Source organism: Senegalimassilia faecalis, from assembly GCF_004135645.1.
In the GTDB taxonomy this organism is placed as follows: domain Bacteria; phylum Actinomycetota; class Coriobacteriia; order Coriobacteriales; family Eggerthellaceae; genus Senegalimassilia; species Senegalimassilia faecalis.
In genome coordinates this window covers 1,906,576-1,932,446 of record NZ_SDPW01000001.1, presented here as the reverse complement: position 1 = coordinate 1,932,446, position 25,871 = coordinate 1,906,576, and the positions used below count along the sequence as shown (strand labels likewise).

The following is a 25,871-nucleotide window of genomic DNA, read 5'->3' as shown; positions in this document are numbered from 1 at the left end:
ATTTTTCCACAACGCCCCAAAACCTCGCAAATGTGCTTAAGCGCAAACCACTTTGGTAAGCATTCGCTTGACCTGCGATAACACCCATCTCACCCGCTTCGGGTACTGCGATTTCACCCGTTTTTGCGCATGGGAAGCCCCAGCTGCGGGTGAAGATGCCCGGCCGGCAGCCGCGTAACGTGTGCATCAGCCACGAACGTGGGAACAAGAATTCACGGAAAGGGACGAAGATGGATTCGATGGCCGATCTGAACCTGACGCAATCGCGTCGCAGCTTCATCAAGGCAGCGGGCGCAACCCTGCTTGCGGGCACGGCCGCCGCAGCACTTGGCGGATGCACGGCAAAGGGCAAGGAACCCAACAAGAACAACTTCGCGCAATCTATCGGCGAGATCGACTGGGACGAAGAGACCGACGTGCTGATCGTCGGCGGCGGCCTTGCCGGCCAGGCGGCTGCGGCAACGGTGGCCACCGAGGGCAACGGCGCCAAGGCGCTGCTGCTTGAGAAGGGCACGCTGGTGCTCGGCGACGGCGACAGCCCGTTTTCCGCCGGCCGCGTGCTGTGGACCGACGACGAGCACGCCGAAGGCTTCCGCCAGTACCTCTACGAGCTGCGCGGCGAGATGGACAACACGCCCGACGCGGTGCTCGATGCGTTCGCCGAGGGCATCCACGAGAACCGCACGTGGCTGGAAAGCCTGCCCGGCTTCAAGGAAGGCTACTTCAAGGCCACGGAGCACTTCCACCCCGGTACCGGCGACACGTGCTACCCCGAGTATGCCGAGCTGCCGCACGGCTACAACCTGGGCGTGCTGTTCTTCAACGACGAGAAGTACGACCACGTCATCAAGTTCGTGAACTCCGTCATCGCCGACGACCCGAACATCACGCACAAGCTGAACGCCCCGCTGACGGCGCTCATCCAGGACCCCGAGAGCAAGGCCATCCTCGGCGGCGTGTACACCTACGAGGGCCAGACCGTGTACGTGAAGGCGAACAAGGGCGTCATCATGTGCTGCGGCGGCTTCGAGAACAACAAGCAGATGCGCGCCGACTATCTGTCCGCCGCCACCGCGCGCTGCATCGCCGGCCGCATGAACACCGGCGACGGCCACTATATCTGCGCTCGCATCGGCGCTGACATGTGGCACATGAACAGCTGCGCCGGCATGTGGACGAGCGTTTCGCCCATCGAAGGCGAGGACGTGACCATGCGCACGCCGAAGCAGTTCGGCATCACCGTTGCCGAAAACGGCCGTCGCTTCTTCATGGACTGGGATTCCGACCACGAGCACGACTGGGAGGTCATCGACCAGAACCCGCTGAACATCAACGTGGGCAGCCGCCACGGCCACATGCAGTTCGGTGGCGAATGGCCGCACCTGCCCATGCCGAAGACTACGTGGTACATCCTGGACGACGAGGGCTACAAGAAGATGATGGCCTACTCCACCGCCCCGAACTTCGAGCCGTCCAGCGAAGGCTATGGCTTCACCGCCGACACCATCGAGGAGCTGGCGGACAAGGCCGGCATCAACAAGGCGGAGCTGGTGAAGACCGTCGAGCAGTGGAACAAGTACTGCGAAGACGGCTACGACCCGGCGTTCTATCGCCCGGCCAAGACGCTGACCCCCATCAAGGGCGCTCCGTTCCATGCGTGCCACTGCTCGTCGACCATGCTGAACACCGACGGCGGCCCGCGCCGCAACGAGCATGCGCAGATCCTCGACCTCAACGGCGACGTGATCCCGAACCTGTACAGCGCCGGCGAATTCGGCAGCGTGTGGTGCGACATGTACAACGGCGGTGGCAACCTGGGCGAATGCTGCGCGTTCGGCCGCATCGCCGTCCGCAACGTGCTGGGCATCGCTTAAGGGCGCGCCCGTATCGAAAGGAGATAAGCGATGAGCGAATCGCAAGGACCTAAGCGCGCGGGCGAGAAGCGCAAGCGGCTAGGCATCACGCTCGGGTGCATCGTGGCCGTGCTGGTGGTGGCCGGCGCCGGCTTCATGGTGTGGCACGAGCAGCCCAGCTTCTGCAACGCCATCTGCCACGACCCGATGGATCCCTACCTGCCCACGTTCGAGGCCGTACCTGGTCAGCCGGCCACCGACAAGTGGGGCAACGAGGTGGAAGACGCCGGCAGCATGCTGGCCGCCGTGCACAACCAGGTGGGCAAAACCTGCATGGACTGCCACGTGCCGCAGCTTAACGAGCAGATGACCGAGGGCACCGAGTGGATCAGCTGCAACTTCGACAGCCCGCTTGACGAGCGCTCGGCCACGCAGCTGGTGGAGGCGCGCGGTCTTGAGAACTCCGACGAGTTCTGCATGAACAGCAGCTGCCACCCCTACAGCCGCGATGAGCTGGAGAAGAAGACGGCGTGGATGGGCAAGATCAACCCGCATACGCCGCAGCATGGCGAGCAGAAGTGCACCACGTGCCACAAGGCTCACCGCGCCAGCGTGAACTACTGCACGCAGTGCCACACCGACGCCGTGGTGCCCGACGGCTGGCTGAGCTACACCGACAGCAAGCTGCTCGAGGAAGCCGCCGGTATAACCGACGAGCAGTAAGCTGCTGGCAGAAGAGGGCGCAAGTTACCTGCTTCGAGCAAGCTAGCAACAACAGCGTTCGACACAGGCGCACAAACGTGAAACCCGCAGGTCAGGAATTCCCACCTGCGGGTTTCGCACGTCTAAAGGCCAAGTGAAGGCTATCGATCAAGGCCGCACGCCCCGCCGCAACCACAAGCCTGTAACAGATTTTTACAGTTTGAGCCCGAATCTGTCAAAATCTGTTACAGGTTATGAAACACCTATCAAACCGCTCGCAAGGAAACTACCTTTTCTTCAACGAAATTGAGGAAGTTCCCGGTTGGGATATTGCCGCGCGACGCATCGTCGATACCGAAAGAATTGCCATGTGCCGTGCGCGCTGGCTCCTGCCACAAGCGATAGCCTGACCAGGGCGCTTGAGACGGCCGTATACTTGAAAATGCGGCGCCGCGCATCTTCTCGCGTAGGGTCCATTGCGTTGCTCAAGTTGAAATCCGGCAAGGAAATAGACTTCATCGAAGGCGATGAGGCGTTTGGAATTGCCTACGAGCTGATACAAGTATCCCTAAACATGGAAAACGAGGCTACGCGTCAACGCGAAGTCTCCGCTCTACAAGAAGCCATGGCACGCTTCGAAAAAGACGCCGCAACCATAGTTACGCTCGAAGAAGAATCAAGCATCAACATCCCCGAAGGCGTGATCCATGTAATGCCAGCCTGGAAGTGGTTGCTGGGATGAAGCAATCTGGAAGACGCAGCTTGATTAGACAAAGGCTCCAGAATCATACTGAAATAGAGCTACAGCTTCTGGAGCCAGCACGGGGACTTTTCGATCATGAATGCTTATCAATCTATCGAACCATTATTGGAATCGTCAGCTAATATCACATTCGTTGATATTGGATAGCCGAGCTAAACAGCCAAATATTCATCAAGGAACGAAATCACCTTTTTACCTGCTTCTTCATTCTCGAGCTCGAAAACCCACTTGTTCATATCGTAATCGAGGATATCCAAAAACCAGCGTCGCTCGGGTCCGGGCGTTAACGTAGCGCCAAGAATCGCACCTCCGACAGCGGCAACAAACTTTCCGGGTGTTAATGCCCCGATGATGCCGCCAATCGACGCGTTGCGCAGCCAATCAAGTCCAGCGTCTTTCTCTTTCGAATATACCGAACAATTGCGAACTCGAATCGCGGTTTCGGGGTCAAGCGGGGCAGGAGGTTCATCATCGAATGCGTTTGCAAGTTTGGTCAGCCAACCTTCGGCAAGGTCGGGGTCGCGATTCAACAACTCAAGGCCTCTATGGGAGAGCCGAAGATATTTGTCGGGTCCTTCGACAACTCTTTGCTCGTGATCGAGTTCGATCCGCCGAACGCGTACATAGGAGATAGAGACATCGTTGGTTTCCGAAACCATCCCGTCGCGATAGCGAGCTTCCGGCAGTTCCCGCGCGTCTGAATGCTCATTGGCTCCTGCAAGCTCGCTTGCGGCTCCTTCAACGAGATTTGCCGCTACGCCAACGGCGCCTGCAGCAACATCGGCAGCCCCTTTGACCAGACCGCCGACTCCTTTGCCGACGTCATTAGCAAAGGAGAAAACATCAAATGGTGCTCCCATGCACAAACCGCCTCTCTATCGTTTTCCAAACGAACCGAAGAACTTGCCGATGTTTGCCGCGCCGTCCGCTATTGCCGATCCTACCTGCGCAGCCCCTTCCGCCGCGGCGGCGCCGGCCTTTGCGGCCGCATCACCGGCTGCCGCGGCACCTGCTACAACAGCTTCACCTGCCGCAGCTGCCCCGCTGGCCGCCATTGCTCCAACTTGCACTGCTCCATCAGCGATTGCGTGCGCGGCATCTGCCACAACATCGATTTGCTTGACATCGGGAGCGTCTTGCTCAACTCCCGAGCCAGGAAGCTTACGCAAATGCTTTCTCAATGTCTCGGCACCAGGCTTGAATGTCGCATATGTCAATCCACCCGACACCAGACCACCTACAACGGGGACGATCTTTCCAACACCTTTCGCAAACGTTTCCTTGGTAAGCTGAACACCTACTACGCGAAGCACCTTTTTCAGTATGGGGTAGAACGCGGTTTTCGTGAGCGCTTGCTTTTGAATTGCCTTTTGCACTCCAGCGCGAGCAACTTGGTTTGCAAAAGCGTTGATGGAATTCGCCGCCCCACCAACGTTCATCATGACACCTAAAAGCATGATGAACTTCGCAAGCGTTTCGTCGTCAACTTCGTCGCCGTCTTCAAGAAATGACTGCCAGCCATAAACATACGCGAGCTTTTGCTCAATGCGCATAACATGTGCGAAGTACTGGGCCAAGTCCGCAGGCACTGCGGCAGCAAGGGCCAAACCGCCTGGAATGCCTGCGGCAAAGGAAAGTGCAGCGCATTTTTTCGTTTCAAAATCAATCGCCTCAACAGCGATAGCATCAAGCACTTCTGAAGGGATGCCCGCAGCACCCGGCGTCTCCGCTACAGCAAGGTCGATGTTGGCGTCTGGACAATGTTTTCTCAACTCAGTGCGAAGAAATTTCCCGCGGTCGATTCGAATCACCTTAAGAGATGCTGCAGCCTTGATTACCTTAAGCGCAAACTGCTCGGCTTCATCCTGCTCGGCCTCGCTGAGCGCAGGAAGCTCGTATTCAACTTCTGAGCTCTCTTCTGGAACGATTTCGCTGGATTGCTCTTCTGCCATATCCTCTGATTCCTTTCCCTGCATACCGACGCCGCTTCCCATGCGGTTCGTTTGGGCGTTTGATTGCTGACTTGCTATAGCAAGTCACCCTAAACATTGTAGCTTTTACGATGCGCTTATGAACACAGACGAGCGCAGAAAACGGTTGGGCGAGCGCATTAAGGCGCTACGGGAGCAGCAAGGGCTGTCCCAGCGCAAGCTTGCCTTGATGATCGGCTCGAATCAAACGCACATTTGGCAAATCGAAAACGGCACCGTGAACGTGGGCCTCGACATCCTGTGCCGCCTGGCCGATGCCCTTGAAGTGAACGTGCGCGACCTGATCGACTTCTAGCCGGCACAAACCCCGGTATTTCCGCCCCCCCCGAAAGGCTTACGCACGCGCCGGCCGAGCCAAATCAGGCCGACACTTTCGCATCGGCCCGTACCCAAAACTTGCTAGCTCATATACACTCCACGTATTGCGCAGGCATCAGGAATTCAGCTTTGCCACTTTCAGGTCTAGCGACTTCACACTTTGGCTGCTCACAAGGTTGTCGTATTCCGTTCCGTCAGCTTTCTTGCTGAACTCCATGGTGATCATGGTGTTCGGCTGCATGCTTTGCCCAACTACCACATAGTCAGCCAACGAATCCTTGTCATCGAGCTCGATGTAGCTTCCATCGCCGGATAGCACATTCATCGCGATGTATCCGCTACCGTAATGGTCGGCAAGAGAGCCTGCCATGCTGATATATCCACACGATGCGAGATTGCGCCCAACGTAATCTCGCAACGCACGCGTGTACTTATCCGGCGAGGAATCAATTGCGGTCATGCACGGTGCCGTAGCGTCAGCTTCCCCAATTTTCTTTACCGCAAGCACGACCTCTTCCTGAGACTCGCTTGCCACAAGATTGTCGTATTCGGTCCCGTCTTCCTGCTTCAGAAATTCAAGCTTTATCTCGGTATTGGGCTTGAGGTTTTGATCGTAAACAACGTACTGCTTCAAGCTTTCTTCGTCCGTCGGGTTAATGTACGATCCATCCGCGCTGACGTACACGATCCCCAGGGTACCGCCACCATATCGGTCGTGACGCAACTCGTCTAAAGCGGTATAGCCAACAGATGCCGCGTTCATTCCGCGGTAGTCTTTGACGTACCACGTGTACTTATCGGGAGAAGGCTTAATCGATTCGCTTTGCTGAACGGCCGTTTCCTGCTGAGCCTCGCTAACTTTCTGCTCGACGTTCGATTGCTGGTCTTGAGGTGCGGCACAACCCGCAAGCGTAAGAGCAAGCGCAAGCGTTGCGGCGCTTGTCGCAGCGATAATCGCCTGTTTCATAATGGTTCCTTTCATTCGTAATCCTTATAGCCGCGAACTAATGAAGCGTCTGCAAAAGCAGCTCGTAAGTTCCCGGTCCAAGCCAAACGTCAACGACCACGGACATACCGGGTGCAGTAAATGCCCAGTTCAGAATCTTCTTTGCGGCAACATGCGACACGTTGTAGCGTTCATGGATACCGTCAATCGCGCCAGCAAGCGCAAGCGTGGCGCGCTCTGATGCTTCAGAAAAATGAGCGTCTCCCGCAAGCAGTGCAAAAGAGCGAAGCAACCACCCGCGACAGGCAACACGGTCGGCATGCGCATCGATCTGCTCTGCCTCTTCGTCCGCCATCTTGCGAAGGGCCTCAACCACCTGCGCATCGATTTCGTTCTCGACAAGCTCGCCAGCCAACAACGGTTCTGCGCCCTGCGAAGCCATCAGCAACGCTCGTGCAGCCAACAGCTGCCCCGAGACTTCTTCCTGCCGCTCTTTCAGCCTTGCTATGTGCACGGCCAGCAGCCCGGGTTCCACCTCGCTCCCGATTACTGGGCGCTTACGCAGCTTTTCGCCAATTTCAGGAAGGCTCAGCCCCTGCTGCTTTTCCAGGCGGACCACGAACAGCGTTGCGACATCACGTGCGCTATAGGTTCTTCTTCCCCACGTGCTGTCCTGGGGTTTTATAATGCCAAGCCCTCCTTTCCCGCTGTAGCAGCAGCGCTGGATGTCGCGCCGCGGCAAGCCCGTCAGGCGCTCAACCTCCGAAATCGTCCAGCCACCGTGCTCGTGTGCGTTGTTCATCTGCCGTCCTCCCGAATTCCAGCAAATCTGTTCAACGCTTGAACAGCAAGCAGGATTCGGCGATGAACTCGTGAGAGTTTCCTCTACTTTGATTTCTCGTGCTTTAGACGACGATGCGTTTGGCGTTCGCATATGCAGTCCTTTCCTAGCGATGTCGGCCCAAGGGCCCTTTCGCTATAGGGCGTGCAAAATCTGCGAATACGGTCCAGCCGGGCGCCAAGGAGGAAGGCGAAGCAAATAATGTTCAGCTTTTCGAAAAAGTGGCCACTGTTGGGCAATATCCCGAGAAGCTGAAGGAATTTGGGACAAACAGCGAAAAAGCTGAATGAGTGTTTTCGCCAGTCACCGCCAGGGCGAAATTGAGCATCAAAATATGTAATCAACGAAGGGATTCTTGGAATAGGCGATAAGAAATCAGGGCGATCAAACAGGTGAGTAGAAATCAGCCATTCAGAATCTCAAAATATTGCCCAACAATGGCCATTTTTACGAGTTCCTGAACTGCCGAACCACTCCAGCAAATCGTGCAGGAATCTTTTGCAACCGAAATGCAACTTGACCGGAAACCATCGTCAACCGAGAGGCACTAAGCAGAAATGCATGAAACGAACGCAGGGTTGAGCCGAATGCTCAACCCCGCGTTTTCTGCTTGCGTCCGAGTCGGTTGATCGCTTGAACGCAAGCAGAAACAGTTGACAGTTTTGTTTCGCTACGTCGATTCAGTTGACGGAAGAGGGAATGCTCGGCTTCCCATTAGCCCCACACCTCTTCGGCGATTTCGCGCACCAGGGCCACCTTCGCCCACTGCTGCTCTTCGGTGAGCTTGTTGCCGATTTCGCAGCTGGCGAAGCCGCACTGGGGCGACAGGCACAGGTTCTCAAGCGGCACATACTTCGCCGCTTCGTGGATGCGGGCGATGACGGCTTGCTTGTCCTCAAGCTCGGCGCGTTTCGTGGTGATGAGGCCGAGCACCACTTGCTTGCCGGCCGGCACGCTGGCCAGCGGCGCGAAGCTGCCGGAGCGCTCGTCGTCGAATTCCAGGAAGAAGGTGTTGACGTGCTCGTTTGCCAGCAGCGCGTCGGCCACGCCGTCGTAGCCGCCTTCGCAGGCCCACGTGCTGTGGAAGTTGCCGCGGCAGACGTGCGTGTTGATGCGCAGGTCGGCTGGTGCTGCGTCGAGCACGCGGTTGTTGATGCGCAGCAGCTGCTCCTTGATGCGTGCAAGCCCCGCCTGATCCGTGCCGAAGAACATCTCGGCCTTCTGGTCGACAAGGCAGCCCCACGAGCAGTCGTCAAATTGCAGGTTGCGGCAGCCGGCTGCGTAAAGCTGGCTGATGAACTGGCCATATGCAGCAACGATATCGTCTTCAAGCGCGACATCGTCGGCGTAGTGCGCCTCGGTTGCTTCGCGATTCATGGGCATGATGAACTGCTCGATGAACTGGGCGGGCGCCGGGATGGTCAGCTTCGCTGTGGTCTGCTCGTCTTCGAACTGCGCCACGAAGCGGTAGTGCTCGACGAACGGGTGCTCGGTGGTGAGCGCAACTTTGCCGGTCAGGAATGTGTCGTCGATTTTGGCGGCCTCGTCGTGGAAGGGCAGGCCGTCTTTCGTGGCGGTATGGCCGATGCCGTCGAACGCCCACATGAAGTCGAGGTGCCACGTGGCGCGGCGGAACTCGCCATCGGTGATGAAGCGCAGCCCAGCGGCCTTCTCTTTTGCGATCAAGTCGGTGATGCATTCGTCCTCGACCGCCTTGAGCGCCGCGGCGTCAAGCGTGCCGGCAGCGAAGGCTTCGCGCGCCTCTTTGAGCTTGGCGGGGCGCAGGAAGCTGCCGACAACGTCGTACTTATTCGGTCCGTAATTCGTCATGATGGTGCCTTTCATCTGGTGTTTCATTGGCTCTGCAAGACGAAGGTTGGCCTACGGCGGGATTGGGGCAGAAGGTCGGGTATCCGCTCTGATTTCCCCGTATGCGGGTTTGCCTTGCCCAGAGCCTTTGGCTTGTGGGCTGCTTGCGTCGTGGGCGCGGCGGTGGTTTTTGCACCCGCGCCGCACTGCTCGAGCACAAGCGATATGGAATCGATTTCACGAGCAAGCAGTATGACTCACCTTTCCATTCTTGTGAAATAGCAATCTTGTTGGGCCTTCCATAGCTAAAAGCTATGGAATACAGCGGGAGCACGGCGCGCCCTTCGATGACTTCGCATGGCAGCTCCAGGCGGGGCGCAGAAAGTATTTCATCTGTCGAGAGTTGTTACGCAAGGCGCTTGTCGAGTTCTGAGGGTTGCCGGGCAAAGTGCGTATCGGCTGTCGAAAGTTTCCAGGTAAGATGCGTTTCGGCTTTCGAAAGGTGCCGGGCTTATATGTAGACGCGCATCGAACGCGCAACGCGGAAGCGCCAAATTTGGCAGAATCACTTCAGGCGGTGCTAAACAGCAGGGCAAACTAATAGCGAAAAAGTTTCACCGCTGCAATCAAGAACTGGCATTTGCTTCGATTCGCCCCCTCACCAGCTCTTTTGCCCGCGCCTCCCAATCCTTAGCCAGTTAATCTTTAGCGCGCTGCGTTAAAACAGCGTGATGGTGAACGTGCGCTCGATGGTTTGGCCAGGTTCAAGCAGCGTCATGCCAGCCTTGTGCTCGAACACGTCGTCCTCGTTGTCCGCGGTGGTGTGACCGGTCCAGGGTTCAAGCGCCACGAATGGCGCGTCGCCGGCGGCCGACCACACGCCGATATAGTCGAAACCCGGAAAATCCACGCTCACACCGTGGCCGCTTTTCCTGCCCGCAAGCGTCAGCGTGCTTCCCGGGACGTGCGAGAACATAAGCGCATCGTGGTCGAACGTGGCGTGCGTCAGCGGCAGCGTGTTCGCGCTGCGCGGGCACTCGAAGGCGTCGTCCCAGCTCATAAGGCCATCAGGCCCGATCACCGGCACCGAGCACGTCCAAGGTTCGGCGAAACGTAGCTCGTAATCCTCGAACGATTCGCCCTGCGCACCGGGCAGCGGCACGTTGAACGCCGGATGCCCGCCCACGCAAAACGGCAGCGTGACATCGCCCGTGTTCGTAACGCGAAACGTCTGCGAAAGCGAAGCGTCGCCCGCTAGGGCATACGTCATGTTCAGCACGAAACGGTACGGGTACGCCGCGCGCGTCTCCGCCGAGTCGCGCAACTCGAACGTCGCCGCACTTCCATCGGCTGCCCGCTCCACCACCGCATGCTCGTAATTGCGCGCGATGCCGTGGCGTCCCATCTTGCACGGGCCCGCCGCCGACTGCGCGCACCCGCCGCGCAGCGACCCCACAATCGGGAACAGCACCGGCGCTCGGCGCGCCCAAAACCGCTGATCGCCTTGCCACAAGTATTCGCGCCCCTCAAGCTGCAGGCTCGAAAGCTGCGCGCCCAGCGGATCGATAGCCGCCGCAACGTGCCTGCCGCGAATTTCAACCAGTTCAGACATGCAAGTCCTTTCGTCTCACCCAGTCATCGCATCTCGCAATACCACGCCCCACGAGCTGCGACAATCAAAAAGTCAAAGCGTTCTCATCCAAAGAATATCCGCCATTCGCGTCGCAATAGCAAGCGCTTCCAGATTGCAGGTTCCTGGAGCATCGGGCACACCGCAACAAGCAGGCGCGCACTACTTGCGCCACTCCTACAATCCGCTGCCCATCAGCCGGAACGTGCGCCCCTTGTAGTCGATAACGCCCTCTTTTCGCAGCGCCGACAGCTCAGCCGAAAGCGTGCTGCGATCGACGCCCAGGTAGCTGGCCAGTTTCTCCTGCGTGAACGGAATGGCGAACTCGGGCGCGCCCGCAACGGTTTGCTGCACGGAAAGGTACGCAAGAATCTTGCCACGCACGGTTTTCGGTGCCATGGCCATGGCGCGGCGATTCATGGCGATGTTCTTGTTCGCCATAGACATCAGCAAGTTGCGCACCAATGCGCCGTGGCACGCGCATTGCCGCTCGCACGGATGCAGCACGCGAGCGGCTTCAAGCGTTGCCACAGTGCTGTCGGCGTCGGCCACCACGTCTACATCCAGCAGGCCTTCCTTGCCGCACGCATACGCAACGGCGAACGGCTCACCAGGGCCAACAGACTCAAGCACGCTCACGTTGCCCCACGCATCGGGCATCTCGACATGAAGCCGCCCTTCAAGCAGCACGCCAACGCGCGTTGCCACCTGGCCCGCCCTCATAACGCGCTCGCCTCGGCGATACGCGCGCCGCGACGCGCCAAGGCACGGCAACATGGCGTCGACGTCTTCCGCAGGAATGCCCCTGAACAGGGGCGCATCTGATAAACGTGCAGGCATGACAAACTCCATCCAAAAATGTCGGTTCTAGAACATTTTGGCCTTCACGAGTATTTTCTGCAACTTTTTCGAAGTAGAGGGGCAATGTTGCGCTGTCGCAGACCCAATATGCATATCATCATCGATAGTTACAAGTAACGCATCGTTCGTAACTGACGACGCAACCTCAACCCCCGCAAAACCTTACCAACGCAAGCGTCAACGGCGAGATTCTGCCCCTCTACTTCGAATTTTCGACATTTTTCGCCAATCCAATGCAAAATGAGCGGCCAACCTCAAACTCAGCAGGCAAAAGGGGCGGCTGCCGTCTGCGGCAACCGCCCCTGAAAAAGTTCACCACGCAGCGCAAACCTGCGCAGCGCGCATACCGTTAGCGAACAGGCTGCCGCCGCACGCGACAGGCACTTCGTTCGCCCTACGGGCGCTTCGTACCGCAGTTGCTGCAGAAGGCGCCGGTGTTGTGCGCGCCGCAGCTGCAATCCCAGCCATCAGCGGCGGGCTTGGGCTGTCCGCAGTTGCTGCAGAACTTGCCAGTGTTCTTCGCGCCGCACGAACACGTCCACTCGCCAGCGGCTACCGGCTCGGGTTTCGGGCTGCCGCAATTCGGGCAGAATTTGCCCGTAGACGTAGCGCCGCACGAGCACGTCCATTCACCCGCACCCGCGCCGGCCGGCGCGCCTGTCGGCGCACCCGGCGTGGCAAAGCCGCCGCCAGCGGCCATGGGATACTGGCTCTGCGGCACGCCGCCATCGGCCTGCCCGAAGATCGACTGCGCGTTCATGCCGCCCGCGCCGGCCGCCATGCCCATGCCCATGAAGCCCACCGCAGCGCCGGCGGTGTTGCCCGCCGCCGTGCGCATGGCATCGGCCTGCGCCGCCGTCAGGTTCGCCGCGCGCATATTCGGGTCGCGCATAACGGCGGCCTTCTGCAGATCCTTGATCATCTGCTCGTCCTCGGGCGGGATGCTGATGGAGTTCACGGCGAAGCTGACCACCTGGATGCCGCGCGTGGATGCCCACTTGTCCGCCAGCGCCTCGTTGAGCGCGTCCACCAGCTCCATCGTGTGCGCCGGCACCGCCGAATAGCGCACGCCCATGGCCGAGATCTTCGCGAACGCGGGCTGCAGCGCCATGACCAGCTCAGACCTCAGCTGCGCGTCGATTTTGTCGCGCGTGTACACATCGTCCACGTTGCCGCACACGTTCTTGTAGAACATCAACGGGTCGACGATGCGGTACGAATACTGGCCGTTGCAACGCACGGACAAATCGGTGTCCAGGCCGATGTTCGCGTCAACCACGCGGAACGGCACCGGCGTTGCCGTACCGAACTTGTTGTCCATGATCTCCTTCGCGTTGAAGAAGTACACGCGCTGGTCGTTGGCCGCATCGCCGCCGAACGCGAAGCGCGCGCCCACGCGCTCGAACGACTGCAGCACGCGATCTTTCAGCGTGGCGTCGCCGAAGAACAGGCTGGGCTCGGTGGACTTGTCGAACACGTATTCGCCGGCTTCGCCCACCGCGTCCACGATGGCGCCCTGCTGCACGATAATCATGTACTGGCCCTCGTTCACCGCGATGATCGAGCCATCGGAGATGATGTTGTCCTCGCCCTTCGTGTTCGAGCTGCGGCCTTTGCTCGACGTGCGCTTCTGGCCCTTCGCCACCAGCACGTCCGCCTCAAGCGCATCGCAATAGAAGTAGTCGCGCCAGCTGTCCGCCAGAACACCGCCGAGCGCGCCCGCGCCTGCTTTCAAAAGACCCATGGTTCTCTCCTATTCCTTCGGGCGCCTTCGCGCCTTGAAACCGTTATCGAATATCTGCCAGCCGCCGCGGGCAAACCGCTGCCACGCCATGCCAACGAGCGGCCGCGCAAGTCGCCCCAAATTGCAGCCAGCCCAGCCGATGCAGAACCTACTTATACCGAAGTTCACGGCGATGGAACAATTCCGTGACGAAACCGTTTCGTTTGCGGCATGCCACCCCACGATGCCGCCCACGCGCCGCGCACGGCTACCGGTTGCTATCGGTTACCGGTCGTCGTCCCCCGTGTCCACCAGCGTGCTCGTGCGGAACGAGTTGACGAACTGGTCGTGGCTTCCCGTCAGGTTCAACCCGCCGTCGGCAACGTAGGCGTGCGCCAAATCCTGCTCTTTGGCCGTCTTCATCTCCGAGTAGAAGAAGAAGCACGTACCGCCCGCGATGGCCAGCGGCACGCCCGCGTCCACCAGCACGCGGCTCATAGTGTCCTCAAGCTCCAAAAAGCCCACGTCGATGCCCACCATAATGGCCGCGAACACCGCGAACAGCCCCACGAACCACAGCACCACCTTCAGCGGCGACACCGGCAGGTCGCCCACCAGCCGGCCCGTCTGGCCGTTCATGGCGAACAGGTAATCCTCGTCGTTCCAACGCGTGTGCAGCATCCACACCGGCAGCAGCGCCTGCTGCAGCTCGCCGAACTCCACGTTGGCGTCAACATGGCCCGGATCCACCTGATCGTAGCCCGTAACCGTGCCGCGCAGCTGTTCGGTCAGCGTGTTCTCCATGCGATGCTCGGCGCGGTGGCGGCACTCGTCGGCATCCTGGTCGTAGCGCTCGGCCGAATACCCCGGCAGGTATGCCACGGAAAACGGCACCAGCTCGTTGTAGTCGAACGGCTCGATGGCGTCCATGTGCCCATCGGGCATCTTCGCCGACCCGTCGGCCGGGATGCGCGAAAACGCCGACGAACCCTCGCGCCAAGCGCGGAACACGTCAGTTTCCGTCACCTCGTACTTGCCCTCGCGCCACGTGCGGATGTTGCGCGCCTCGAACGTGCCCTGGCCCGATGCCGTGCCGTCGTACAGCCAAAACGGGACGTACACGCCCTGCACATGCGCGATACGGTTGGCGGCGGCGAATTCCTTCGGCAGAAACTTCTTGCCTTTGTAGTAGTTGGTAAGCGCCTGTTCAGCGGCCGTTTTGTCCAGCTTGAATGGGATGACCACATCGGGCTTCGCGCCATCGACGAACGTGCCGGGCGCCATGGCCTGGTTGCCGCAATACGGGCACTCCTTGATGGCGGTGGTGGCGTCGGCGGTCAGCTGCGCGCCGCACGACGAGCACACGTACGACCGCATGCCCTCGCGCTCCTCGTCGTTCCAGCTTGCGCGCGAAAGAAACGACGCGATGGGGTCATCGGCCTGCGTGCCCACGGCAACGGCGGCGTCGATGACCTCGTCGGTGACCACCGACGACGCGCCAGCGGCCTCATCGGCCATGCGGTCAAATGCCGACTGTTCGCCCGCCTCAGCGCGCGCGGCCGCTTCTTGCGCCGCCTCGTCGGCCGACTGTTGCTTGGCCACATACGCCGCCTCCACCTCGGCAGGCGTGAACGACGACCCGCAAAAATCGCACTCGAGCTTGCCGCTTTCGCCCACGTAATGCAGCGGGCCCATGCAGTTCGGGCATTGATAGTTCACAGATTCCTGAGCCATGGCGACTCCTTCGATTGGGATGCGGAAGCGTGCGTTGCTTCCTGGTGACAGCTTATCAAACACCGCCCCCGCGTGCCGCCGCGCGGGCAGTTTTCAGGCCCATTTCAGCAAAGTTGAGCCACATGGCTCAAAACGAAAAGACACCCCGAGCCCTGTGGCCCGAAGCGCCTTTTCAACGTGCAATTCGGTCAAAGTCTACAAGCAGCTACTTCGCTATCTTGTTGACCCTCAAAGTGCAGTAGAGCATGAACCAGATCGCGATGTACGAACCAACAATCATGCCGGAAAGCGTACCGCCAACAAGATTACTGATCAGACCGAAAATCGAGAACACCGAAAGGATGCCGTACAGAACCATGCCGGGCTTCATCTTCGCGGGGTGCTTCACGCCGCGCAGCACAAACAGCATGCCGATCAAGTGAATGACCTGGGAAGCAATCATCATCACGCCCAGCGTCTGCATGACCGAGGCCAGGCTCACGCCGCCCAGCATGTCCTGGGGCAGGCCCAAAAGCGAGGTGGCCATGTCGTAATCGAACAGGCCCGCCGCCATAATCGAGAACAGCGCGATCATCAACAGGTCGTACACGATGGAGAAGACGCACATGACCTTCAGGACCTTGCGATAAGGCTCCGCTTTTTCCATTTCCGTCCCTTTTCGTTTGCTGGTTTGAACAACCGATAAGGAAACGGTACCGAACCAAGCGTGACAAAAGCGTTGCGGTCCGATTTCAACAGCCATAACGAGCGTCTCGCTAGCGCAAACCGCGCAAGTGTTGCCCCACAGCTCCATGTTGAGGGGCGGGTTGGAAGCCGCCGCCATGCGCCCATTCTCCACAATTTCAACGCTTACGAAACGGGCCTTGCTTCTGCTAAGGTAAAGACAATTAGTGGTAGTCAGTAGCGCCGTGGATACAGCGGGCCTGCAAAGGATGAAAGCTTCCTTTGCAGGCCCGCTTTTTGTTTGCCCGGAATCGCGTTCGCCCAAACAGCCTCCGCCATGTCCTTCGCTATCCCAGGCACAGGGCAAGGCGAAGCCCCGAGCGAAGGCGAGCCCACGAACAGGCAAGGCGCTGCTGCTGGAATCGGAAAGGAATGCACGGAACACAATATGCAAGGTTTTAATCCCCACGAGGCGCGTATCAAGACGCCGAACCCCTACCTCACCATGATGGGCCTGTACCTGGGCGGCTTCACGGGCATGTTCAGCGAAACGTCCCTGAACATCGCCCTGCCGCAGCTTTCCGCCGCCTTCGGCGTGGAGACGGCCGTCATGCAGTGGATGGTTGTTGGATATATGCTGGTCATCGGCATTGTTCTACCGTTCGCCAGCCTGCTTATGAAATGGTTCAGCGTGCGCAAGCTTACGCTGTTCGCGCTTGGCGCGTTCTTCGTCGGCTCGGTGATCAGCGGCGCTGCGCCGAGCTTCGAGATCATGCTGGCCGGCCGCCTGGTGCAGGGCATCGGCACGGGCCTTATCCTGCCCATGATGTTCGCGGTGGTCCTCGAGGTGTTCCCGCCGGTGAAAATCGGCGCGGCCATGGGTCTGACGGCGCTCATCATCATGTTTGCGCCGGCCATCGGCCCCACCCTGTCGGGCATCCTGCTGGGCGCCTTCAGCTGGCGCGCCATCTTCTTCGCCTTCGCCGTGGTGCTGGCCGTGGCCATGGTGTTCGCGGCGAAGTTCCTGGTGAACCCCTACGAGCTGACGCGGCCGGCCGTCGACGTGCTGTCGTGCGTGCTGTCGTGCCTGGGCTTCGGCGGCATCGTGCTGGGCGCCGGTCTTGCCAGCCTGTACGGCTGGACCAGCGTCGAGGTGCTGTCCGCCCTGGTCATCGGCGTGGTGTGCGTTGCCGTGTACGTGTGGCGCCAGCTGCACATGGACACGCCCGTGCTTGATGTGCGCGTGTTCGCCCAGCAGGGCTATCGCGTGGGCGTGACGCTGGTCATGCTGAACTTCGGCATCACGCTTTCGGCCATGTACTTGCTGCCTCAGTACATCCAAAGCGGCATGATGCTGCCCGTGGCCATGGCCGGCATGCTCATGCTGCCCGGCGGCATCGTGAACTGCATCGTGTCGGTGATCGCTGGCGAGCTGTACGACCGCATCGGCGCGCGCATCCCGGCGCGCGCGGGCTTCGCGCTGTCCATCGTGGGCGCCGTCATGTTCCTGCTGGCCACGCCCGAGTCACCCGTGGCGTACGTCATCTGCGCGCACGTCATCATGATGATCGGTGTGCCTCTGGCCATGTCTCCCAGCCAAACGAGCGCCCTGAACTCGCTGCCGCACCGCATGAACGCCGACGGCTCCACCATGATGAACACGCTGCAGCAGGTGCTCGGCGCCGTTGCCACGGCCGTGGCCACCAGTTTGCTTGGCATGGGCCAGGCCGCAAGTGCCGAGGGCGGCGCCATCGCGTTCACGAACGGCGTGCACTGGGGCTTCATGTTCACGTTGGTGCTGGCCGTGGCCGCGCTGGCAGTGTCCATGCTGCTGAAGAAGCGTAGCGAAGCCGCCGAGGACGATATGCCCGCAGGCGCCCCGCAAACCGAAGGCCCCCAAACAGCCGGCGAAGGCTGCTAAGGGAATCGGCCGCATCCGCACCGTTCTTGAGGCAATAACCTATCAACAGAAAACGCCCGCGCAGCACCGCGCGGGCGTTTTTGCAACTTTTCGCGAATTTCGGGGCATTTCCGGCCCATCGACATCAATCCTTACGCCGTTTTCATGCGCGCTGCCACAACAGCAAGTCATTATCGCTAGCATATTCGTTACGAACGACCCTGCGTGAAACAGTCCGGCGTCTTAACCTTTCGCGCAGGCCCCGAAATTCGCATTTTCTTGCACGTTTTGGCGAACACGATAGATGAGAGGCGCAAACTCTTTCCAGGGAAAACAAAAGCACCCGGCGAACCGCGTCTTCAAAGGCCTAACGACGCGATCCATCCGAGTGCTCGGTTCCCTACCCGGCGGCAGGGCAAACTATTCGATTGGCGGCCGCCAGTATAGCAAAACGGCCAGGCGGCGCAATTGCCGCCAAACCAGAAACACCAACGACTCCAAGAAACGCACCTTCGCGCGAAACCCAGCCGCGCTATCATAGCGAAGCGAAAAACGACCTTGTTAGCCAAACGACGCGCGAGCAAAAAGGCGCTTTCAGCAAAGCGGGAAGAGAGCCTATCGACCGCCGCCCAAAGCCCCATTGCCCGCACGCCGTTTCTGACTTCGCAAAGCAAACACGGTTGAGCAAACGCAGCACAAGCAACAACAGGAGCACTCAAATGACCAGCGATTTCGAGCGCAGATGGGAGCGCATTCAACAGCAGGTGCAGGTGCAGATGAACGGCAGCGCACAACCGCGCGTCTCAAGCGGCCGCACGCTGTTCGGCATCAAAAGCGAAGGGGAGCGAAAAATGGACGAGTTCGCCCGCCAAATCGAAGCAGAGCAAGCAGCCCGCCGCCGCGCCCGCGCACAGCGCGAAAAAGCCGGCAACAATGGGCACAAAGCGCCAAACGCTCAAGGCTAGCCAGAATGTCTGCACAAACGAGCGCAAACAGTTCAGCACCCGCAGCCCTGGGTTCAGCTTCTCGAAAATATAGCCACTGTTGGGCAAAAAATCGAGTTGCTGAACATATTCAGGACAATAATCCAAGAAGCTGAACCGCCATCACGCAAGCCGCAACAACGAAGTACAAGCCTTGCGGTTTTAGTTAACATATCCCCAGTTCAAACGTTTAATAACAAAGACAAGAATCAACACGAGACGCCAAATGAGGATAGGGTGGCAACATGCGTATTCAACTTCTCAAAAAGTTGACCAAAAGTGGCCATTTTTTCGAGAAGTTGAATACGCTCGCAATGCTAACACGCGAATAAGGCGCCAACTCCGCTACAGACATCCGCTCGTCACGCTTCTAGTCGTTCCTACCGACCGAAAGCATTTTGTCCGCGCTGCTACAAATACCGGCCGGTCATGCTGTCGGGGTTCGCGGCAATCTGCTCGGGGGTGCCGGTTGCCACGATGCGCCCGCCGGCCTGACCGCCGCCCGGCCCCAGGTCAACCACATAATCGGCATTGCGAATGAAATCAAGGTCGTGTTCGATGACCACCACGGTTGCCCCTTGCTCGACCAGGTGCTGAAACACGCCCAGCAACGTGCGCACGTCGCGCGGATGCAGGCCGATGGTGGGCTCGTCGAACACGAACAGCGACCCGTCCTGCGCACGCCCCATCTCGCTTGCCAGCTTCAGCCGCTGCGCCTCGCCGCCGGAAAGCGCCGGCGTCGCCTCGCCAAGCGTCAAGTAGCCAATCCCCAGGTCATGCAGCGTTTGCAACCGCTCGCGCGCCTTCTTTAGGCTTGTGCACGCGACCAGCGCCTCGTCAACGCTCATGGCCATAAGCTCCGGAAGCGTGTGACCGGATTCACCACCTGGCGCAGCGAAATCGAGGGGCTCATCGGCTCCCGCAAACGAAGCACGGCCCGCGCCACCAACTAGGGCGCCAGCAGCATGCGCGCCGTCCGGATTCGGCGCTACACCCTTGCCGGCCAACGTCTCCTTCGTTTTGCCCGCCCAACGAATCGCATCGGCCTGCGCGCTGTAGCGGCTTCCGCGGCAATCGGGGCACGGTACGTCCACATCCGGAAGAAACTGCACGTCAAGCGACACCTGACCCGTACCATCGCACGTGGGGCAACGCAGCTTGCCGGTGTTGTAGGAGAACGCGCCGGCCTTCAAGCCCGCCGCCTTTGCCACCTCGGTGCGCGCAAACGCGCGGCGCAGGTCGTCAAGCACGCCGGAGTACGTCGCTACCGTCGAGCGCACGTTCGCCCCGATAGGCGTAGCGTCCACCAGCTGCACACGCGAAATGCCGTCAGCCGTGATGCTGTGCACGGCGCAGGGAAGCGCCTCACCTGCAATCACCGAGGTCAGCGCAGGAATCAACTCCTCAAGCACCATGGTGGTCTTGCCGCTTCCCGACATACCGGTAACCGCTATCAACCGGTTCACCGGCAGGTCGACCACCAGCGGATGCACCGTGTGCAACGCATTCGTTTCCATATGGATGGCCCCAGCCGCGAACAGGTCATCGATGCTGCAACGGGAACGCCACTCACCGAATTCACCCAAAACCACGCTCCCCGCCTCGCAAACATCGTCGCAGTCTGTGGATAAATCCGACCAAGCATGGTCGCTATGTTCCGCACGTTCAACAGCCGCATTCGCCTTAAGCGGTTCATTCCGTCCGCCCTCACTCTTACCATGCAGGTCCGCCGCCCGTGCGTCAAATGCGTTTCCCGAGCCGTCGTCTTCGCTCCCCAAATACGGCCCGATGATCGACGCGGGGTTTGCGCGCAAGTCCGCCGGCGTTCCCTGCGCCACCACGTGCCCGCCGCCGGCGCCTGCCTCGGGCCCCATCTCCACCAGCCAGTCGGCCTGCGACAGGATGCGCGTGTCGTGATCGACCATCACCACCGAGTTGCCGTCGGCAATGAGGTCGCGCATAACGCCAAGCAGCCCGTCGATATTGGCCGGATGCAGGCCAATCGAAGGCTCATCGAGCACGTACATGACGCCGGTGGTGCGGTTGCGCACCGCGCGCGCAAGCTGTACGCGCTGCCGCTCGCCGGTGGACAGCGTGGCGCCCGCGCGATCAAGTGACAAGTACCCCAGCCCCAGCTCAAGCAGACGCCGCGCTGTATGCAGAAACGACTCGCAAATGGAAACCGCCATGGGGCGCAACTCGGCCGGAAGCGATGCCGGCACGCCATCCACCCAGCTCACCGCCTCGTCAAGCGTCATCTCAGCCGCTTGCGCTAAGTTGACGCCGCGCACGCGCGGTCCGCGCGCCGCCGCCGACAAGCGCGTGCCGCCGCAATCGGGGCACGGCCCTTCGCTCAGAAACTTCGCCACGCGCGCCAGGCCTTTCTCGTCCTTCGCCTTCGCCAACGCGTTCTCCACGGTGTAGACGGCGTTGTAGTACGTGAAATCCAGTTCAGCGAAGTTGTCGCCCTTTTTCGCCTGGTACAGGATGTGCTTCTTCTCGGCCGGCCCGTGGAACACGATGTCGCGCTCGGCGGGCGTCAGGTCGCGAAACGGCACGTCGAGGCGCACGCCCATTTCGCCGCACACCTGCTTCATGAGGTCCCACATCAGGCTGCCCCACGGAAGCACCGCGCCCTCGTTGATGGTCTTGCTCTCGTCGGGCACCAGCGCGGCCTCGTTGACCGTGCGCACGATGCCGGTGCCGCTGCACGTCGGGCACGCGCCGCCGCTGTTGAACGCCATGTCCTCGGCGCCCGGGCCCCAAAACCGCTGGCCGCACGAGGTGCACACGATTGGTTGCTCGGCGGCAACGGCCATGGAAGGCGGCGCGTACGTTCCGCAATGCGGGCACGCGTGGCTGCCCACGCGCGAGAACAGCAGGCGCAGGCTGTTCAGCAGCTCGGTCATGGTGCCGAACGTGCTGCGCACCCCCGGCACGCTCGGGCGTTGATGCAGCGCAAGCGCGGCGGGCACGTAGCGCACGTCGTCCACGTCGGCGTGCGCGGCCTGCCCCATGCGGCGGCGCGTGTACGTCGACAGCGCCTCCAAGTAGCGCCGCGAGCCTTCCGCATACAGCACGCCAAGCGCCAGCGAGCTTTTCCCGCTGCCCGACACGCCGGCGATTCCCATCAGCTTGCCTAGCGGAATGTCCACGTCAACGCCGCGCAAGTTGTGCACGCGCGCCCCGCGAACCTCGATGCGGTCGGGCGCGCCGCCCACTCCGCAAGCCGCGGAAAGGCCCTGCGCGGCGGCGAACTCGTCAGAAGAAGCATGCGCAGTGGACGGATCCTGAAGGCGAGATACCATAATGAAACCTTTCGAAAACACATATCATTCGCCCAAGATTATAGGCGTTGAAGCCAACTTCAAGCCAAGGCGGTTCAAGCACGGAAAACGAAGGCATAAACAAGAAAACGATGGCAGCCGTCAACGGGATATAATTCCCCGATCCGCTTACTCATCGTGCGCTTCACGCTACCGGCGCCCTTTCTTCGAGGCAAGCCAAACTTCGCCCCTGCAACCAAGTGCCCTCGACGCATGGGAGAGGCGCGGCAGCACACCTGCGATTTCGGTGCGAAATTCACCCCACGCCCCGCAAGCCTATACAATAAGCAGGCATCAAAGACGAGAGGATCCATCATGAGCAAAGTTCTGCTTATCAACGGCAGCTCGCGCCAGGAGGGCAACACCGCCGTCGCGCTTGCCGAGGTTGCCGGCGCCCTTGAGGGCCACGGCATCGAGTGCGAAACGCTGTGGCTGGGCAACAAGCCCGTCAACGACTGCATCGCGTGCGGCAAGTGCGCTGAGCTGGGCGGCAAGTGCGCCATCGCCAACGACGTGGTCAACGAGCTGATCGAGAAGGCCGCCGGCGCCGACGGCTTCGTGTTCGGCACGCCCGTGTACTACGCGCATCCCACCGGCCGCATCATGTGCGCGCTCGACCGCGCGTTCTACGCCGGCGGCAAGGCGTTCGCGCACAAGCCGGGCGCGGCGGTTGCCGTTGCGCGCCGCGGCGGCACCACGGCGTCGTTCGACGTGCTGAACAAGTACTTCACCATCAACCAGATGCCCATCGTGTCGTCGACGTACTGGAACAACGCCCACGGCCGCACGCCGGGCGAAGCGGCGCAGGACGCCGAAGGCATGCAGACCATGCGCAACATCGCGCACAACATGGCATGGCTGCTGCAGTGCATCGAAGCCGGACGCGCCGCAGGCATCGAAGCACCAAAAGCCGAACGCGGCGCCCAAACGAACTACATCCGCTAGGGCTCGCACGCACGTTTCCCCGAAAGCCCCGCGCAACCACGCGGGGCTTTCCATGTTAAATAGCGGCTTTCCCCGTTAAATCTGCTGCGCGCGGGGCGCCGTTGCGGCACAATAGACGCCGACTGAAAACGCGGGCGCCGCACGCTGCGGCCCCGTTGCTGGAACCCGTGAAATGCAAGGAGGTCCTTCGTGGCTAAGGTCAACCCGAATTACCAGAAACTCCCCGGCAGCTACCTGTTCTCCGAGATCGCGCGCCGCACCGCCGCGTACTCCGAAGCGCATCCCGAGGCCAAGCTCATCAAGATGGGCATCGGCGACGTGACGCGCCCGCTTGTGCCGGCCGTCATCGAGGCCATGCACGCCGCCGTCGAGGACATGGCGAAGGCCGAGACGTTCCACGGCTACGGCCCCGAGCAGGGCTATGACTTCCTGCGCTCCGCCATCGCCAAGCGCGACTTCCATGCCCGCGGCGTCGACATCGCCGACGACGAGATCTTCATCTCCGACGGCGCCAAGTCCGACTGCGGCAACATCGGCGACATCCTCGACGTCGACAACGTGGTGGCCGTGTGCGACCCGGTGTACCCAGTGTACGTTGACTCCAACGCCATGGCCGGCCGCGCGGGCGACTACGACGAGGCCGCCGAGCGTTGGACGAACATCACGTACATGCCCACCACTGCCGAAAACGGCTTCTGCCCGGCACTGCCCGAGGGCAAGGTCGACGTCATCTACCTGTGCAGCCCGAACAACCCCACCGGCACGGTGCTCACCGCCGACCAGCTGAAAGTGTGGGTCGACTACGCCAACGCCAACGGCTCCATCATCATGTTCGACGCCGCCTACGAGCGTTTCATAGTCGAAGAGGGCGTGCCGCACTCCATCTACGAGGTCGAAGGCGCGAAGACGTGCGCCATCGAGTTCCGCTCGTTCTCGAAGACCGCCGGCTTCACCGGCGCACGCTGCGGCTACACCGTGGTGCCGAAGGAGCTCGTGCGCGACGGCCAAAGCCTCAACGCCATGTGGAACCGCCGCCAGTGCACGAAGTTCAACGGTGCCAGCTACATCATCCAGCGCGGCGCGGCGGCCATCTACACCGAGGAAGGCGAGCGCCAAATCGAGGAAACGCTAGCGTACTACCGCAACAACGCCCGCGTCATCAAGGAAGGCCTCGAGGCTGCCGGCTTCACCGTGTACGGCGCCGTGAACAGCCCGTACGTGTGGTGCAAGACCCCCGAGGGCGTGGGCAGCTGGGAGTTCTTCGACAAACTGCTGACCGAAGCGAACATCATCACCACGCCAGGCGCAGGCTTCGGCCCCTCCGGCGAAGGCTACGTCCGCCTGACCGCCTTCGGCGACGCCGATGCCACGGTAGAAGCCATGGACCGCATCAAGAAGCTCATGGCCTAAGCGCGAACGCAAACAGCAGCGCATACGAAAGCGGGGACGGCAACAATGCCGTCCCCGCTTTTTGTTAGCAAGCAAAGAGAGCCTAGTAAAGTAGCCAACGTTTCGGCACGCGTCCCCGACAACAAACCGCGTTCACGCGATAGCCATCCAGTGCGACACCGCTCGCAAACACGCCCTTTCATAAGCAGCCTGACAGGAGAGCGCACCTAGCGCCAAGCGCCGTTCACCCAGCGAGCAGCAAGAGCCAACCGCTACTTCTTCTCGAGAGAATCGCTTTCGGACGCTTCATCAGCTTCGTCACGCTCACCTGCAGGCGACCCGTCGTCACCCCCACCAGCCGCATCCGCCGATTGCTCTCCGGCCTCTTGCTCCGCTTGCTTTTCGCGTTGGCGCTTGATAATCTCTACCGCTTGCGCCAGCGCGGCCTGCTCTTCGGCTTGCGCTACCTCGCGGGCGCTTTTCACCATCTTGCGAATCTCCAGCACCAGCAGCACCGCAAGCGGCACCACAATCAATGGGAAGAACAGCAGCGGATTCGTCAGCAACGACACGATCACGCCAAGGCCAGCCGATACTAACACCACGCGCCCGATCACGTGGTCGGCCGAAACCGTCTGCGCGTCCTCCACAGCGTTCGCATCGCCCTTCGTGTGAAACACCGGGCCCGCCGACCCCTCGTCTATCTGCACGATGCGGTGCGTGTTCAGAGCGCCGTCAAGCGCACCCTCGGTAGCTTCGAACGTGATGATATCGCCCACCTGCAGCTCAGCCGGGTCCGTCTGCTGCACCACCACCAGCGAATGCACGGGGATGGCCGGCTCCATACTGCCAGTAAGCGTGCGCAGGATGCCATACCCGCCAATGGTGGGCACCTCCCCTGCCGGCGTGAACGTGGCGCGCAGCAGCACCACCAGCGCCACCACAATCACTACGGCGGCAAGCGCGTTCACCACGCGCAGCACGTGTTTCATCAATGCTTTCCGCCCTTGGAATCGCCGTCGTCCGCGCTGTCGGGCACCTCTTCGCCGCGCAGGCGCGCCAGCAGATACCGCGAAAGGCTGTTGCCCTCGGCGCGCTTCTCGGCGCGCTCAAGAGAGCGCTCCACCTGCTGCAACGTGGCAGTCAGCTCGGCAATCTTGCGCTGGGCCTCGGCGTTCGCGCGCTCAAGTTCGGCCACATGCTTCGCCGCCGCCGCATCAAGCGCCGCCTGTTTATCATCGGCCGCCTGCTGGCGAACGCCCTCAAGCTCCCGCGCAGCCGCTCTCTGCGCAGCCGCCAGCTTCGCAGCGCACTCATCCTGCGCGCCCGCCAACTCGGCAGCCGCACGCGCACGCGCATCGTCCAGCGCCGCCGCAGCGGCATCGGCCCGCGCAACCGCCTTATCGCTGTTAGCGTCAATATATTTTTCACCATTTTCACCAACGTATTTTCGCCAATCGCGCCAACGCGGATGCGCCGGATTCGCCAACGCTG

General features: G+C 60.7%; 21 protein-coding genes. 8 read left to right on the top strand and 13 right to left on the bottom strand.

Going from position 1 to position 25,871, the window contains the following annotated elements; translation table 11 throughout:
- Positions 1-230 precede the first annotated feature (230 nt).
- From ET524_RS08055 to ET524_RS08045, 3 genes are all read left to right on the top strand, one after another.
- Complete coding sequence (locus ET524_RS08055) at positions 231-1,874, top strand: FAD-dependent oxidoreductase (protein WP_129424799.1); 1,644 nt, start codon at positions 231-233, stop codon at positions 1,872-1,874.
- A gap of 30 nt (positions 1,875-1,904) precedes the next feature.
- Positions 1,905-2,576, top strand: coding sequence for a cytochrome c3 family protein (locus ET524_RS08050; protein ID WP_129424797.1), 672 nt, complete (start codon positions 1,905-1,907; stop codon positions 2,574-2,576).
- 349 nt (positions 2,577-2,925) lie between these two features.
- Positions 2,926-3,297: an ATP-binding protein gene (locus ET524_RS08045; RefSeq protein ID WP_129424795.1), complete on the top strand. Its 372-nt coding sequence runs from the start codon at positions 2,926-2,928 to the stop codon at positions 3,295-3,297.
- Positions 3,298-3,470: 173 nt separating this feature from the next.
- Here the strand turns inward: ET524_RS08045 and ET524_RS08040 are convergent, their stop codons facing one another.
- A complete protein-coding gene (locus ET524_RS08040) occupies positions 3,471-4,178 on the bottom strand; it encodes a hypothetical protein (protein ID WP_129424793.1) in 708 nt (235 codons plus the stop codon).
- Between the two features lie 15 nt (positions 4,179-4,193).
- Positions 4,194-5,270: a hypothetical protein gene (locus tag ET524_RS08035; protein ID WP_129424791.1), complete on the bottom strand. Its 1,077-nt coding sequence runs from the start codon at positions 5,268-5,270 to the stop codon at positions 4,194-4,196.
- Between the two features lie 118 nt (positions 5,271-5,388).
- On the opposite strand from ET524_RS08035, the gene ET524_RS08030 reads away from it, so the two are divergent.
- The gene (locus ET524_RS08030; RefSeq protein WP_129424789.1) at positions 5,389-5,604 is read left to right on the top strand and encodes a helix-turn-helix domain-containing protein; all 216 of its coding nucleotides are present in this window, start codon (positions 5,389-5,391) and stop codon (positions 5,602-5,604) included.
- A 138-nt stretch (positions 5,605-5,742) separates the two neighbouring features.
- Here the strand turns inward: ET524_RS08030 and ET524_RS08025 are convergent, their stop codons facing one another.
- The 8 genes from ET524_RS08025 to ET524_RS07990 all read right to left on the bottom strand — a co-directional run bounded on the left by ET524_RS08025 (position 5,743) and on the right by ET524_RS07990 (position 15,817).
- A complete protein-coding gene (locus ET524_RS08025) occupies positions 5,743-6,594 on the bottom strand; it encodes a hypothetical protein (protein ID WP_129424787.1) in 852 nt (283 codons plus the stop codon).
- A gap of 37 nt (positions 6,595-6,631) precedes the next feature.
- Positions 6,632-7,507: a MerR family transcriptional regulator gene (locus ET524_RS08020; protein WP_129424785.1), complete on the bottom strand. Its 876-nt coding sequence runs from the start codon at positions 7,505-7,507 to the stop codon at positions 6,632-6,634.
- A gap of 621 nt (positions 7,508-8,128) precedes the next feature.
- On the bottom strand, positions 8,129-9,244 hold the full coding sequence (locus tag ET524_RS08015) for a 5-methyltetrahydropteroyltriglutamate--homocysteine S-methyltransferase (protein ID WP_129424783.1): 1,116 nt from the start codon (positions 9,242-9,244) through the stop codon (positions 8,129-8,131).
- 697 nt (positions 9,245-9,941) lie between these two features.
- A complete protein-coding gene (locus ET524_RS08010; RefSeq protein WP_129424781.1) occupies positions 9,942-10,835 on the bottom strand; it encodes an aldose 1-epimerase family protein in 894 nt (297 codons plus the stop codon).
- Positions 10,836-11,030: 195 nt separating this feature from the next.
- Entirely contained in the window at positions 11,031-11,693 is a 663-nt protein-coding gene (locus ET524_RS08005) for a Crp/Fnr family transcriptional regulator (RefSeq protein WP_161566643.1), read from the bottom strand.
- A 415-nt stretch (positions 11,694-12,108) separates the two neighbouring features.
- A complete protein-coding gene (locus tag ET524_RS08000; RefSeq protein WP_129424777.1) occupies positions 12,109-13,458 on the bottom strand; it encodes an SPFH domain-containing protein in 1,350 nt (449 codons plus the stop codon).
- Between the two features lie 264 nt (positions 13,459-13,722).
- On the bottom strand, positions 13,723-15,171 hold the full coding sequence (locus tag ET524_RS07995; RefSeq protein WP_129424775.1) for a hypothetical protein: 1,449 nt from the start codon (positions 15,169-15,171) through the stop codon (positions 13,723-13,725).
- 205 nt (positions 15,172-15,376) lie between these two features.
- Positions 15,377-15,817: a hypothetical protein gene (locus ET524_RS07990; protein WP_129424773.1), complete on the bottom strand. Its 441-nt coding sequence runs from the start codon at positions 15,815-15,817 to the stop codon at positions 15,377-15,379.
- A gap of 465 nt (positions 15,818-16,282) precedes the next feature.
- On the opposite strand from ET524_RS07990, the gene ET524_RS07985 reads away from it, so the two are divergent.
- Both ET524_RS07985 and ET524_RS07980 read left to right on the top strand, forming a co-directional pair.
- Positions 16,283-17,755: a DHA2 family efflux MFS transporter permease subunit gene (locus ET524_RS07985; protein ID WP_201738732.1), complete on the top strand. Its 1,473-nt coding sequence runs from the start codon at positions 16,283-16,285 to the stop codon at positions 17,753-17,755.
- A 407-nt stretch (positions 17,756-18,162) separates the two neighbouring features.
- A complete protein-coding gene (locus ET524_RS07980; protein ID WP_129424771.1) occupies positions 18,163-18,699 on the top strand; it encodes a hypothetical protein in 537 nt (178 codons plus the stop codon).
- Between the two features lie 428 nt (positions 18,700-19,127).
- Here ET524_RS07980 and ET524_RS07975 read toward each other — a convergent pair whose 3' ends face one another.
- Positions 19,128-22,025, bottom strand: a complete 2,898-nt coding sequence (locus ET524_RS07975; protein WP_236648287.1) for an excinuclease ABC subunit UvrA — start codon at positions 22,023-22,025, stop codon at positions 19,128-19,130.
- Between the two features lie 333 nt (positions 22,026-22,358).
- Between ET524_RS07975 and ET524_RS07970 the strand changes: the two genes are divergently transcribed.
- On the top strand, positions 22,359-22,988 hold the full coding sequence (locus ET524_RS07970) for a flavodoxin family protein (RefSeq protein ID WP_129424769.1): 630 nt from the start codon (positions 22,359-22,361) through the stop codon (positions 22,986-22,988).
- 189 nt (positions 22,989-23,177) lie between these two features.
- On the top strand, positions 23,178-24,398 hold the full coding sequence (locus ET524_RS07965) for an LL-diaminopimelate aminotransferase (RefSeq protein WP_129424767.1): 1,221 nt from the start codon (positions 23,178-23,180) through the stop codon (positions 24,396-24,398).
- 251 nt (positions 24,399-24,649) lie between these two features.
- On the opposite strand, the gene ET524_RS07960 is transcribed toward ET524_RS07965, so the two are convergent.
- Both ET524_RS07960 and ET524_RS07955 read right to left on the bottom strand, forming a co-directional pair.
- On the bottom strand, positions 24,650-25,369 hold the full coding sequence (locus ET524_RS07960) for a signal peptidase I (RefSeq protein WP_129424765.1): 720 nt from the start codon (positions 25,367-25,369) through the stop codon (positions 24,650-24,652).
- The gene (locus ET524_RS07955) at positions 25,369-25,866 is read right to left on the bottom strand and encodes a hypothetical protein (RefSeq protein ID WP_129424763.1); all 498 of its coding nucleotides are present in this window, start codon (positions 25,864-25,866) and stop codon (positions 25,369-25,371) included. Before ET524_RS07955 ends, ET524_RS07960 begins: the two co-directional genes overlap by 1 nt.
- Positions 25,867-25,871: the final 5 nt, after the last annotated feature.